At 37.9% G+C, this 14,423-nt stretch carries 11 protein-coding genes; 4 read left to right on the top strand and 7 right to left on the bottom strand.

All coding sequences use genetic code 11. The features are described 5' to 3' along the window. Positions 1–5: 5 nt before the first annotated feature. From EOK74_RS12795 to EOK74_RS12765, 7 genes are all read right to left on the bottom strand, one after another. Positions 6–332 carry a heavy metal-binding domain-containing protein gene (locus EOK74_RS12795; protein WP_133470403.1) on the bottom strand — a complete coding sequence of 109 codons (327 nt, stop codon included), beginning with the start codon at positions 330–332 and terminating at the stop codon, positions 6–8. Between the two features lie 2 nt (positions 333–334). Next, on the bottom strand, positions 335–751 hold the full coding sequence (locus tag EOK74_RS12790; protein WP_133470402.1) for an HIT domain-containing protein: 417 nt from the start codon (positions 749–751) through the stop codon (positions 335–337). A 9-nt stretch (positions 752–760) separates the two neighbouring features. Further along, the gene (gene astE / locus EOK74_RS12785) at positions 761–1,831 is read right to left on the bottom strand and encodes a succinylglutamate desuccinylase (protein ID WP_133470401.1); all 1,071 of its coding nucleotides are present in this window, start codon (positions 1,829–1,831) and stop codon (positions 761–763) included. A 118-nt stretch (positions 1,832–1,949) separates the two neighbouring features. Continuing rightward, positions 1,950–3,269, bottom strand: coding sequence for a putative bifunctional diguanylate cyclase/phosphodiesterase (locus EOK74_RS12780; protein ID WP_133470400.1), 1,320 nt, complete (start codon positions 3,267–3,269; stop codon positions 1,950–1,952). 100 nt (positions 3,270–3,369) lie between these two features. Then, positions 3,370–5,844, bottom strand: coding sequence for a glycogen/starch/alpha-glucan phosphorylase (locus tag EOK74_RS12775; protein WP_133470399.1), 2,475 nt, complete (start codon positions 5,842–5,844; stop codon positions 3,370–3,372). Between the two features lie 212 nt (positions 5,845–6,056). Then, entirely contained in the window at positions 6,057–7,709 is a 1,653-nt protein-coding gene (gene pgm, locus EOK74_RS12770) for a phosphoglucomutase (alpha-D-glucose-1,6-bisphosphate-dependent) (RefSeq protein ID WP_133470398.1), read from the bottom strand. A gap of 18 nt (positions 7,710–7,727) precedes the next feature. After that, the gene (locus EOK74_RS12765; protein ID WP_133470397.1) at positions 7,728–8,282 is read right to left on the bottom strand and encodes a Negative modulator of initiation of replication; all 555 of its coding nucleotides are present in this window, start codon (positions 8,280–8,282) and stop codon (positions 7,728–7,730) included. A gap of 311 nt (positions 8,283–8,593) precedes the next feature. On the opposite strand from EOK74_RS12765, the gene EOK74_RS12760 reads away from it, so the two are divergent. From EOK74_RS12760 to EOK74_RS12745, 4 genes are all read left to right on the top strand, one after another. After that, a complete protein-coding gene (locus EOK74_RS12760) occupies positions 8,594–9,514 on the top strand; it encodes an AAA family ATPase (protein ID WP_133470396.1) in 921 nt (306 codons plus the stop codon). Positions 9,515–9,527: 13 nt separating this feature from the next. Then, a complete protein-coding gene (locus EOK74_RS12755) occupies positions 9,528–10,547 on the top strand; it encodes a DUF58 domain-containing protein (protein ID WP_133470395.1) in 1,020 nt (339 codons plus the stop codon). Positions 10,548–10,550: 3 nt separating this feature from the next. Beyond that, positions 10,551–12,647, top strand: coding sequence for a transglutaminase TgpA family protein (locus EOK74_RS12750; RefSeq protein WP_239024107.1), 2,097 nt, complete (start codon positions 10,551–10,553; stop codon positions 12,645–12,647). A 109-nt stretch (positions 12,648–12,756) separates the two neighbouring features. Beyond that, positions 12,757–14,343, top strand: coding sequence for an ABC-F family ATPase (locus tag EOK74_RS12745; RefSeq protein ID WP_133470394.1), 1,587 nt, complete (start codon positions 12,757–12,759; stop codon positions 14,341–14,343). Positions 14,344–14,423 lie beyond the last annotated feature (80 nt).

Raw genomic sequence — 14,423 nt, 5'->3', positions numbered from 1 at the left:
GCACATTATTTGTCTGAGTATCGAACTGCTGTTCCGCTAATACTTACCATCAACATAGTACCGCCCTTACCTACCACTTCATAATCAATATCCACGGCTATAACGGCATTAGCACCTATTGCTCTAGCTTCGCTTTCTAGCTCTTGAAAGCCGATCTTTCGTGCCCGAGTTAATTCGTCTTCATAAGCACCAGAGCGTCCACCCACAATATCTCTTATTGATGCAAAAATGTCCTTGAATAGGTTTGCCCCCATTACGGCTTCGCCTACTACTATTCCTAAATACTGTTCTATGTTTTTACCTTCAAGGCTATGGGTTGTTGTTACTATCATAGTTAAGCTCCTTTATTTATGGCTGCTTGTATTATTGTTATACGTTTGTTCAGTGCACTTTCAACATAAGGCTTGGCTGGAAACTGCCCCCAAATTGGTTTAGGCCAACTTACATCATCTTTAAAACGAGCAATATGATGTAAATGGAGTTGAGGCACCATATTACCCAGTGCAGCTAAATTCAACTTATCAGGTGTAAACAATTGTGTAAGAACTTCACTAACAAGCGCAGATTCACGCCATAAGGTATGCTGTTGTTGTTCTGATAACTCAATCACTTCGCTTATATTCGCCACCTTAGGCACCAAAATTAACCATGGGTAATTCATGTCATTAATTAAACGTACAGAACACAAAGGCAAGTCAGTTACCCAGATACTATCCCTATCTAATTGAGGATCTAGTACAAATTCAGCCATAATATGCCCTTAAATTGTTGTAGGTATAACAGTTAATATTGCCCGCTGACCAATTTCTACCCCTGCATTTGGGAACACTATAGCTTCACCATCATGTTCAGCTTTATAGATTGCACCTGTTTCAGTGGCCAATACCTCACCTTTAGCAAAGTCACTGAAATTGGGCATATCATCAGCGAAATTAAGAACAAAATCTGCATGGTGTTTGTTAATAACTTGGTTCACTTCATAAATTAAGAAGTCAGCCGGATCATAGTCTTTAAGTTCTAGCTCATTACCACACACCATTTTAGTCAAGGTGTCGATAACTTCATAAAAATCAGCCATGTTGTTTTGACCAAAGGGCTGCACTTTACCTAATTCCACTGTAAAGGCGTGAGCTGCAAACTCATTGGCTGAGTAATAGCTAAAAGTAGTGGTTGGATTACCAGACAATAAAATAGTATTTACACCGCACGCCAACAAAATTTGCAACTGCCTTTTATCCCAAGGTTTGCCGTTTTGAAATGGATAAACCGCGAACTTTTGATTTTTAGAGGGACGAATAGCCGTATGTAAATCATAATGGTAACGGCTAGATTGCTGCTTATTATCCCGGCCATAATAAAATTGCTTAACCGCTTCTTCTAACTGACTCGCACGGCGCCTTTCATCATTAACCAATTGAGCTTCAGTAACATTCTTATGCTCCCCACTAAACAATCGATTCATATTTTCAGTGACAAAGCGCTGTGCTATATCCATGGCAGGTAGATTTCCAAAGATAACTAAAACTCTTTGTTTTACGACTATGTTACCTACTAAAATATCTCTAGTTAAATCATCACAAATCTCAATAGGCGCAGTTTCATTGCCATGTATTCCACATGACAGCACTATGTCCTTGTTTGTCACATCTAAAGGCTCAAAGTATATAATACCCTCAGCAATAACTTGCACATTAGTATGCTGAGATAACATAAAATGGATAGGTTTAGAAAAAAGTGTAGGCTGCTCCCTACAAAGGTGTAAAAAATCACCTTTTTCTACTAATCGTTGAATGATGGTTGCGGTAGATGTTCTTGTTTGGTCTTGGGTCATTATGGAGAAAAGTCTTGGTTTTAACGATAAAACCCCATAATACGCTATGCACAATCGTAACTCGATATTTTATAGGAGTTATCAGATACACTTTACTATATTTATAGTAGGTATTTTATCAGTTAGAACTTAATGTTTGTTCTCGCACATAGGATGTACCAACAGTTATATCTTTACTGGCTAATTCTTCAAAATGACTTAAAGAAACAGCTTTAGAAAAAAGGAAGCCCTGCCCCGTAGAAACTCCCAACTCCCTTAAAATATGTAGGTGTTGAATATTTTCAATACCTTCTGCAACTAACTCACAATTTGCTGCTTTAGCAATAATTTGACTGGCTTCAACTATTGCTTTATTTACGGGGTTCTTATCTATTCCCATAACAAATGATTTATCAATTTTAATACAATCGATGTCGATATCTCGCAAATAACCTAAGTTTGAATACCCCTTTCCAAAATCATCAATAGCAATACTAACACCTAGTTGTCTAATGTCTGAAAGTTGCCTTTTCACTAATACTGAATTCGATAAGGCAACATCTTCAGTTAACTCAAGCTCTAAAAGAGACAAGTTAAAACTATAATGTTTTGCTAATGCAGTTAAGGTTGAAACAAAATTTAAATCATATAATTGGGTTGGAGACATATTTACCGAAAGCTTAATAGATAACCCTACTTTTGATAAATATACAGAAGCTTTAATAGACTCTTCTAAGGTCCAATAACCGAGTTCATTCATCATATTATAAGACTCAGCCGCTTCAATTAATGCACCAGGGAACAACAAACCGTCTAATGGATGGTTCCAGCGCAACAAACACTCAGCACCAACAATAACTAATGACTTGAGTTCTATTTTTGGTTGAAAGTAAACTTCAAGCTCTTGATTATTTAAAGCCCGCTTTAAATCCGCTTTTAATGTTAAAGAGCGACCACCTTCTTCATTTTTTAATTCGTGGGTATATTGAAAGTTATCAAACTTATTACTTTTCGCTTGTTTTAAGGCAATTTCAGCCAAAGAGAAAAAAGCACTAACATTAGTGTTATGTTTGGGGTTTGCTGTTGCGCCGACATTAAAATCAACAATAAAAGCATGTTCCTCACACTGTATTGGCGTTTTAAAATGCTCAATTAAATGAGTATAAAACTGATATAAATCCCGTCTATGGTGGATACCAGAGAGCACCATGCCAAATATATCACCACTTATCCGTCCGAATATAACAGTGTCACCAAATAGAAATAGGATCCGGTTAGCGATTTCGAGCAATATCTGATCGCCAAACTCATACCCAAAGTTGCTACTAACATCTGAGAAACGAACAACATCAATCAATAACAAAGATTGACCGGAATCAAATAACAAGGTCTCTTCAATATCGTCCAATAATGCATATCGATTTGGGATTGAATTAAGAGACTCATATGTTTTCTGCATTAAATACTATTACTCAATTAGAACGATTTAAATTTAAACACTAATATGCTTTGTGGTGCGCCAATGTATTGATATTGACAATTCCACTAAGGACCTAAGCTTACTCAACAGTACAAGGGGTTAACTTCCAAATTTTATCCACATAGTCGTTAACGGACCTATCCGAAGTGAACTTTCCCATACGTGCAGTATTTAGTATTGCCATTTTTGCCCATGTTTCTTTATCGCCATATACAGCGTCAACTTTAATTTGTACTTTTGAATAAGATTCAAAGTCAGCGAGGACTTTATATGGATCACCACCTTCTAGTAAGCTGTATTTTAGCGCCGATAACGCCCCTGGTTTATCTGGAGTAAAATAATCAGTATCTAACCAATCTAATACAGTTTTTAATTCAATGTTATTTTCATAATATTGATTGGGACTATACCCTTTAGCATCTAAATCTTTTACTTGGTCAACGGTTAAACCAAAAATGAAAATATTGTCTGGGCCTACTTCTTCAGCTATTTCAATATTCGCTCCATCTAAGGTGCCAACAGTTAATGCCCCATTTAATGACAACTTCATGTTACCCGTTCCAGACGCTTCTTTTCCGGCGGTTGAAATTTGTTCTGACACATCCGCAGCAGGGATTATCTTCTCAGCTAAACTAACTCGGTAATTAGGCAAAAAAACGACTTTGATTTTGTTGTTTATTCGACCATCGTTATTAACTTTTTCAGCAATTTGATTAATTGCATATATAATGTCTTTAGCGAGCTTGTACCCTGGAGCGGCTTTAGCGCCAAAAATGAAGACTCTGGGATGCATTTCATATTTAGGGTTTTCTAATAATCTATGATATAAGGCCATAATATGTAGCAAGTTTAAATGCTGGCGTTTATATTCGTGTAAACGTTTAATTTGTACGTCGAATATTGCGCTAGGATCAACTTCAATACCGGTTAAATTAAAAATCTCCTTTGAAAGAATCACTTTATTTTCAAACTTAATTTTCATAAATTGTTTTTGAAATCTTTGATTTTCTGCAAACTTTGTTAAGTCACTAAGCTTCTCTAAATGTAATGGCCAATCATCTCCAATACTTTTATCTATTAGCGCTGACAGTTTTGGATTACAAGCTTTCAGCCATCTTCGAGGTGTAATCCCATTAGTGACATTAGTTAGCTTAGTTGGCCATAATTCATTAAATTCAGGGAAGAGGTTTTTCTTAACTAAAGCCGAGTGAATTTCAGCCACACCATTTACAGCAAAAGAACCTATCACTGATAAATTCCCCATGCGTATCATTTTATCGTGACCTTCTTCAATCACAGATAATTTTCGTTTTTTAGCATCATCGCCAGGCCATAAAGATTCTACTTCTATCATGAAACGGTGATTAATCTCATAAATAATCTCTAGGTGACGAGGCAGGATTTTTTCAATCATTCTGGCAGGCCATTTTTCGAGGGCTTCAGGTAGTAGTGTATGGTTAGTATAAGCAAAGGTTTTAGTGCAAATACCCCAAGCAGTATCCCAGTCTAACTGAGCACGATCTACCAAAATGCGCATTAATTCTGGGATCGCTATGGCTGGATGAGTGTCATTTAATTGAATAACAACCTGGCTCGAAAAACGTTTCCAATCGTCTCCATTAGCTCTTTTATAGCGACGAATTATATCTTTTAGGGAGCAAGCAGTGAAAAAGTACTGTTGGATTAAGCGGAGCTGCTTACCAGCTTCAGTTTCATCATTAGGATATAAAACCTTAGATATGGTCTCAGCTTGCACCGTTTCTTTCTGGGCATCTACATAGCCACCCGCATTAAATACATCCCAATTAAAATAATTAGATGCTTGACTTTGCCATAACCTAAGTACATTTACAGTCTTGCCGCCATAGCCAACAATTGGTATATCCCAAGGTAAACCTTTGACTATAAAACTTGGATGCCATTCTTTTTCAATTTTGCCATCGACACCATATTTAGTTTCAACATAGCCCCCTAATGAAATTTCTTGGATAGATTCAGGCCGACAAATCTCCCAGGGATTACCATAATCACGCCAACTATCTGGTCGCTCTATTTGTTTACCCTTGATTATTTCTTGGCGAAACAATCCATTTTCGTAATGCAATCCATAACCGATAGCAGGAAGATCCAAAGTGGCTAAGGAATCTATAAAACATGCAGCTAAACGCCCTAACCCACCATTACCTAGCGCCATATCAGATTCTTCTTCCATGATATCAGTAATGTTAACTCCTAACTCTCGCAATGCCATATCGGTACGTTCAAATAACCCAAGGTTATGAAGGTTGTTTGACATTAAGCGACCCATTAAGAACTCGGCAGAAAAGTAATGAACTGCACGGGTATCATTGAAATAATGGCTTTTTTGGGTTTTACGAAGTTGTTCTAAGACTTGTTCTTGAACAGCAGCACAGGTTGCCTTCCACCACGCATGATTATTAGCTTTGTTTTCGTCTGTTCCAAGTGAACAATGTAGGTGACGTACAATGGCATCTTTAATAGTCTTCTTACTAAGGTGCTTGGTTTTGATTGTTTTTTGGGGCTTGGCTAACATTTGCTACCTCATTAAAAAATAAGCAGTTTTATCTAGTTAGATTTCTCATCTTGTTTAAATTGAGGCAAGACAAGTACAGGATAAAATTCAGTGACCTAGTTTTAACAGGAATTCTGAGGAATATATATTAAAAAAATGTTAAAAACACAAAACCGCGCCTAATGAATAATCACCAAGCGCGGCCTAATACGTTTCTTTAACTGTTTTTCAGGTCACACGCTAGCAGATTTAAATACACTTTCAACTAAACTCTGAGCTTCTTTAACTAACAAAGATAAGTGCTCTTCACCATTAAAGCTTTCAGCATAAATTTTATAGATTTCTTCTGTACCAGAGGGGCGAGCAGCAAACCAGCCGTTTTCAGTACTGACCTTAACTCCTCCAATTGCTGCATTATTACCAGGCGCATGGGTTTGAATATTGGTTATCGCTTCTCCAGCCAACTCTTTTGATTGAATGACACTTTTATCCATTTTACTCAATACTTGTTTTTGAGCATGGGTCGCAGCGACATCAATACGTGTATAGACAGGTGCCGAGAATTGCTCTGTAAGGGCTTGATAATGCTCTCCAGGATCTTTACCTGTAACTGCAATAATTTCAGCCGCCAATAAACAAAGAATGATTCCGTCCTTATCTGTAGCCCATGGCTTACCATTACGGCGTAAAAAAATACCACCAGCGCTTTCTTCACCTGCAAAGCCAATTTCACTAGCTAACAACCCCTGTACGAACCATTTAAAACCTACAGGCATTTCAGCAATTTCTTTACCTAAACCTTTAACTACGCGGTCAATCATACTGCTTGATACTAATGTTTTACCAACTTTAATATTTTCAGGCCACTGAGTTCGGTGTTGATACAAGTATTGGATTGCTACAGCTAAATAGTGATTAGGATTCATCAGACCGCTTTTACGAGTTACGATGCCATGACGGTCAAAATCTGGATCATTGCCAAAAGCCACATCAAACTTATCTTTTAAATCGATTAAGCCTGCCATTGCATAAGGCGATGAGCAATCCATTCTAATTTTGCCGTCTTTATCTCGGCGCATAAATCCAAACTGTTGATCCACATTACGATTAACAACTTCAATATTTAAACCGTACTTTTCGGCTATTCTATCCCAGTACCCAAGCCCAGCACCTCCTAAGGGGTCGGTCCCTAAGACTAAACCAGCATTTTTAATGGCTTCCATATCAATGACTTCGCCTAGCTGAGCAATGTAATTCTCTGCAAAATCGATTTCTTTTACAAAGTCAGACACATACGCATCACTAAGACTAATACGCTTAACATCCATCAAATCATTGCCAATGATTTCATTTGCTCGTTGTTGGATAATATTGGTGACATCGCTATCTGCTGGCCCACCGTGTGGTGGATTATATTTAAACCCTCCATCTTCAGGAGGATTATGTGAAGGTGTTATCACCACACCATCGCCTATTAACTCAGAGTCACTAGCATTAAATTCTAATATGGCATGTGAAATAACAGGTGTCGGCGTATACCCTCGACTTTCTTGAACTACTAAAGACACACCATTAGCAGCAAATACCTCAACTGCTGTAGAAAACGCAGCTTCAGACAAGGCATGTGTATCCATACCCATAAATAATGGCCCAGTAATCCCTTGTTCTAAACGAAACTCCGCCAAAGCCTGACAAATGGCGGCAATATGAGCATCGTTAAAGGTGCACAATAACGAACTACCACGGTGTCCAGACGTTCCAAAAGAAACCGCTTGCGTGCTATCGCCTTTAGTGGGTCTATCGGTGTAATAAGCGCTTGTTAATTTTGCGACGTTAACTAACTGTTGCTTTGATGCGGGTTTTCCAGCTTCAGGGTGCAGAGCCATAATGATCCTTATATATTGTTATATGTGTTCAGGTGCAAAAACTGCTATTAAACGTTCGATTTGTGGTCCATCAAATCCCATAGTGTGTGCTACTTCCTTTAGCATATTGATCTTTTTCACGGTATTGTTATTAGTAATGACCCAATAGTCTGAACCTGGAACATTTTTAGGGTTAGTACTGCTGCCCGTTTCCAATAAGGTTTCTTTACTTGTAGCAAAATAAGTTCTATTTCGCCCGCTCATACCTAATACTTTACTAAACAATCCTTGATGATGTTTATGAATAATAGATAAAACTAATAACCATCGCTCAACCATCTTTGGTATTGCTTCAAGTTGTTGTCCTTGTAACTCCTCAAATACTGCCATTGCTTGACATTGCCCTTGTGTAGGTTCTGCACTTGGAACATCTAGTGGCGCCACTTTATCTGCTTCTGTAATCTTTATTGATGAAGGTTTGCTATCACTTGGCATAACAAGACGCCTTAAAATATCCGAAGCACTTTCACCTATATCTTGGGTTTGAGAAGCGATGAAATGGTATAAATCATCATCTATTTGAATACTTTTCATTAATTTCTTTTTAATTAATACAACATAAGGCGTAATTATACGGATTGGTGCGATCAATTCACCGATTAATTTCGGAGCTGTTTATCTTTCATGAATATTTTCACAGCGAGCTGTGCAGTATTTATACAACGAAGCGCGAGTGATGTGTAGCTGTTCTACATGAATAAGTGTTGAGACAGTAGAGATATCACACAAACCCAGCCCGAAAGATAAACAGCCCCTAATCTCATACCCAAGTATCAGTATAATAATCTGAAAACTCATTTACTTAGGCTAGAATAATTTCACTTAGTTAACCAAGTATTATCCCCATGAACGAAAACCCATTATCAAATGCCACTAACACTATTAGCCAAGTTCTTATTGGTAAACCAAAACAGGTGAAGCTTGCATTAACTTGCTTGATTGCAGATGGCCATTTGTTAATTGAAGACCTGCCTGGAATGGGGAAAACCACCCTATCCCATACCCTCGCGATGGTATTAGGTTTGCAATATTCTCGCATTCAATTTACTTCAGATTTATTACCGGCAGATATGTTGGGTATTAATATTTTTGACAACAAAGAACAAGAATTTCGTTTTCATCCTGGACCTGTTTTTAGCCAACTAGTATTAGCTGATGAAATTAATCGTGCTAGTCCTAAAACACAAAGTGCTTTACTTGAAGCCATGGAAGAAGGGCAAGTTAGCTTAGATGGTAAAACCCACCTTTTACCTAAACCATTCTTTGTAATAGGAACACAAAATCCGCAACATCAATCAGGCACCTACCCATTACCAGAATCACAGTTAGACCGATTTTTAATGCGTATTCAACTAGGCTACCCAAATAAAGAAGCGGAGAAAAGCATGTTGACCGCACAGATTGGTGACAACAAAACAATTATAAAACCTGTAATGCCTCTTAATCACTTTATTCAAGCTCAAGAGTCCGCAACCAAGATTCATGCCTCTGATGAGCTACTGAATTACATTTTAGCCCTTGTCACCCATAGCCGTGAAAGCAATCAATTTGCAAACCCTTTATCCCCCAGAGCAACAAAAGCACTATTAAGTGCCGCTAAAGCCTGGGCCTATTTAAATAATAGGGATTATTTAATTCCTGAAGACGTACAAGCCGTATTACCTTCCGTTGCAGAACATAGGCTTCGCAGTGCTTCTAGTGATTTCAGTACCCAAGGTAGCTTGAGTCAGATTCTATTAGAAGCTATTGACCCCATCGCCCTTTAGTTGCGATTGAACTATGTCGATAATCCAAAAGCAACTTAATAAATGGTTAGACAAGCGTATTCCAACGGCTAATCAATATCAGCTAAATCATAAAAGTATATTTATTTTTCCATCTAAATTTGGCGCATTATTTATAGGACTTTGTGGATTATTATTTTTGCTTGGCACCAATTATCAAAATAACTTGATGTTGTTACTTTGCTATTTTTTAGTATCCATATTTTTGGTTAGCCTTTTGGCAAGTTATATAAATTTTGCGAAAATCCACCTCCAAATGGGGAAAACCTCAGAAGTGTTTGTAGGAGATAATTTACACTTTCCAATGTGGTTAAATGCAGACCAAAAGACTCTCCAGCCTAATGGCTTGATTAACTTCAAATTCAAATCAGAAAAAATAAAAATTAATATTGATAAGAGTTTATCCAGCAATGGCAATCAAATAGACGGAAATAACTTTACGAACCCAGTAACGTTAAACCTACTTTGCCCCAAAAGGGGCAAAGTAAATCTATCCCGAGTTTCCGTTGAATGTTTTTATCCACTGGGCTTGTATCGTTGTTGGACCCACCTATCCTTCCCAAATAATATAATCGTTTTTCCTAAACCTATACCTTGCGATATAACATTAGCTGAAAAAAGTCTGAATGAATCTGGAGAATCAGGCAAAACTTGCCAACAATCATTGGGGCAAGATGACTTTTCACATTTAAAAAGTTATCAATTAGGTGAACCTTTAAACCATGTAGCGTGGAAACAATTAGCGAAAGGCAGGGGCATGGTGAGTAAACAATTTGCTTCTGAAGATAGTCAAATTGGTTGGCTTAGTTTAAAGCATACCGCCGCTTCAGTGGGTTTATCACAGGCTGAAATGTTAGAATCTAAACTGGGTAAGCTATGTTACCAAGTAGCTGAATTAAGCAGGAAAAACCGGGTATTTGGGTTGGACTTGGGGAAGACTAAAATCGCTCCGAGTTCAGGGATGGAGCACCGCCAAAGTTGTTTAACTGCATTAGCTACTTATGGTGATGATTAATACGTGATTAAAGCCCTCCGCCCCACTGAACAGCTTACTACAAAGCATTCAGTAAAAAGCATCACCTTACTTATTCTAGCTATTGAATTGGTGTTAGTTAGCTTGAGCCTATATGAATCAGTATTTACTTGGGTAATGTTAATCATTGGCTGCAGTGGTGTTATCAGAGTCATAATTTACTCTCAATATTACAAACACCTTCCCACCATACGCACATTGAATTTATTAGCAGTACTGAGCATCTTAGGGCTTATCTATTCTAGCTTTAACGAAAGTTTATTATTGATAATGGTTAACTTACTGGTGTTAGCTTGTGCCTTAAAGCTGATGCAGGCTAGAAGTCAAAGAGACGTTTATCAATTAGTTAGTAGTTTATTTTTTGTAATTGGCTGTGGATTCATCTTTAACCAGTCAATTGGGTTTTATATTTTCTATACTCTCATGAGCCTAATTCTATTAATTAGTCTAGCTTGTTTCCAAGCTCCAAGCCTGCCAATACAAAGACAATGTAAAACAGTACTAAAACTCAGTTTACAAGCCTTACCTATTAGTATTTTATTGTTTTTAGTTCTACCGCACCTGCCTCCGTTATGGCAAGTTCCCACATCAAAGAGTTTTGAAACTGGTCTAGCAGATAATATTACGCCAGGTGATATAGCTCAGTTGTCACAATCGAGTGACCTAGCATTTAGAGCTACCTTTCAAGGGCCAGTACCAAATCCTAAAGATAGATACTGGCGCGCCATTGTCATGGAAGATTTTGATGGTAAAACTTGGCGCACCGCACCATTACGTAAAAAGATACAAGAACAACTAAAGCGCCAGAACAAAGAATTTTCACCTGCTGTGACAGGGTCATATACTGAATACGATATAATGGTAGAGCCCACCCATCAAAACTGGCTATTCGCATTAGATATCGCTACTCCTAATAATTCTAAAAGTGCTAATGAAATTTGGCAAAGTTCAAACTATCAGTTGATTAGCAACCAAACATTACTCAGTAAATATGAGTATTCAGTGCGTTCTTATCCACAAGCTTTGGCTCATCAAAGATTTACCCAGATTGATCAACGCCTCAATCTAGACGTTCCAGAGTCAGGCAATAAGAAAACCCAAAGTTGGGTGGCCTTCCAAAGAAAGTTAAAACCATCTGATGATGAATTCATTCAAGCAGTATTAAGGTACTTTACCCAGCAACCTTTCGTTTATACGCTACGCCCTAAATTAATGTTGAGCGATCCTATTGATACCTTCTTATTTGAAAATCAAGCTGGATTTTGCAGCCATTATGCTAGTGCGTTTGCATATATGTTACGTTTGGGAAATGTTCCAGCTCGAGTAGTAACCGGTTACCAAGGAGGAGAGCTAGTTAAAGAAAACAACCAAGCACCCTATTTAAGTATTTATCAGTACGATGCCCATGCTTGGGTTGAAGCATGGACAGAACAACGTGGCTGGCAACGATTCGATCCCACAGCTTTAGTTGCCCCAGATCGAATTGAATTTGGTTTACAACAGGCCATGCAAGACGAAGGAAGCTTTTTGGCTGACTCTCCATTTTCTTTGGCCCGCATGTCAAATGTAGCCTGGCTCAATAATTTTAGGTTGTTTCTGGCAGACTTAGATTACGACTGGAGCCGTTTTGTCTTAGGCTTTGACGACACAAAACAAAAGGATCTATTTAAGCTTATTTTAGGAAAAGTAACTCCAGACAGGTTATCTCTTCTAGGGTTAGGTATTATTAGCTTAGTTGCCTTATTACTTTGTTTGTTTTTCTTACCCCATTGGTTAAAAAATAGAATGGACACAACACAAAGACTGTATTTTAAAGCACTAGATGTATTCGAAAGTGCCGGCACTATACGCCCAAATTGGCAGGCTCCTTTAAGTTTTAGTGAAGACATACAACAACAATACCCTGCAACCATTAGTAATCCTTTTACTCAGATCACTCAACTTTATCTGCGTATACAATATCAAGATACCAATAAACACAAACATTCTGTTTTAAATACCAAACGCACCCATAAACTAATGCGTAATCACTTACAAAAACTCAAAAAAGAAATAATAAAAAATAATAAAAGCCCCCTTTAGTTTAATCGCTAGCCAATTAATTTTATGGCATAATTTGCGCCGAATTTTACTGGCTGCCTAGTTAATAGACAGTACCCAATCCATAAACATTATTTATAGAGAATCGACCGTGCTTACCACTGCTAATATCACAATACAATTTGGCGCAAAGCCTTTATTCGAAAACGTATCTGCCAAATTTGGTAATGGTAATAAATACGGCCTGATTGGCGCAAATGGCTGTGGTAAGTCAACTTTTATGAAAATAATAGGGGGTGATTTAGAAGCAACAGCTGGAAATGTATCAGTCGACCCTGGAGAGCGAATTGGTAAACTTAAACAAGATCAGTTTGCCTATGAAGAATATAGCGTTATCGATACAGTTGTAATGGGACACAATGAATTATGGGCAGTAAAGTCAGAACGAGACGCTATATACGCTAACCCTGAAATGACTGAAGAAGATGGTATTCGCGTAGCAGATTTAGAATCTGAGTTTGCAGAAATGGACGGCTACACCGCAGAATCAAGAGCTGGTGAGTTATTAATTGGTGTGGGCATACCAGTTGAGCAACACTTTGGTCCCATGAGTGAAATTGCCCCAGGTTGGAAATTAAGAGTACTACTTGCTCAAGTTTTGTTTTCTGACCCCGATATTATGCTGCTAGATGAGCCTACGAATAACTTGGATATAAACACAATACGTTGGCTAGAAACCGTATTAAACGAACGCAACTGTACTATGATCATCATTTCCCATGATAGGCACTTCTTAAACTCTGTATGTACTCATATGGCAGATATTGACTACGGTGAAATACGCTTGTTCCCAGGAAACTATGACGAGTATATGACGGCATCGACTCAAGCTCGCGAGCGTTTATTATCAGACAACGCCAAGAAAAAAGCCCAAATATCAGAACTTAAAGCCTTCGTTAGTCGCTTCTCTGCCAATGCATCTAAATCGAAACAAGCCACCTCACGGGCTAGACAAATTGATAAAATTCAATTAGACGAAGTTAAACCTTCAAGTCGTCAAAGCCCATTTATTCGATTTGAAGAATCTAAAAAATTACACCGCTTAGCATTAGAGGTTGAAGGCTTGGCAAAGCGTTATGAAGAAGAATTATACAAAGACCTAGACCTTATGATTGAAGTTGGAGAACGGGTGGCTGTCATCGGTCCAAACGGTGTAGGTAAAACGACATTACTAAAGTGTTTAGTGGGTGACACTGAACTCACCGCGGGAACAATAAAGTGGTCTGACAATGCAAATATTGGATACTATGCCCAAGATCATGCTGAAGAGTTTGAAGAAGACAAAACTCTTATGGATTGGATGTACCAATGGGCCCAAGAAGGTGATGACGAACAAGTGATGCGTGGCACATTAGGCCGCTTGTTATTTTCGCAAAACGATATCCATAAGTCCGTAAAAGTTATTTCCGGAGGTGAACAAGGCCGTATGTTATTTGGTAAATTAATGCTTCAAAAACCTAATATTTTGGTAATGGATGAGCCTACTAACCACTTAGATATGGAATCTATTGAGTCACTTAACTTAGCACTAGAAAACTATAAAGGTACTTTGGTATTTGTAAGCCACGATAGAGAGTTTGTATCCTCTCTAGCGACTCGCATTATAGATATTCAACCTGACGGTATAGTAGACTTTAAAGGCGATTATGAAAGTTACTTGGCCAGTCAAGGTATGTAATACTAATACATCAGCAACTGCGCCCATCTTTTAAATTAGATATTAAAAAAGCATCCAAACAAGGGATGCTTTTTTAATAA

Source organism: Paraglaciecola marina (genome assembly GCF_004360155.1).
In the GTDB taxonomy this organism is placed as follows: Bacteria; Pseudomonadota; Gammaproteobacteria; order Enterobacterales; family Alteromonadaceae; genus Paraglaciecola; species Paraglaciecola marina.
Note: the sequence above shows the minus strand (reverse complement) of the source record. Positions and strands in the feature narration are given on the sequence as shown.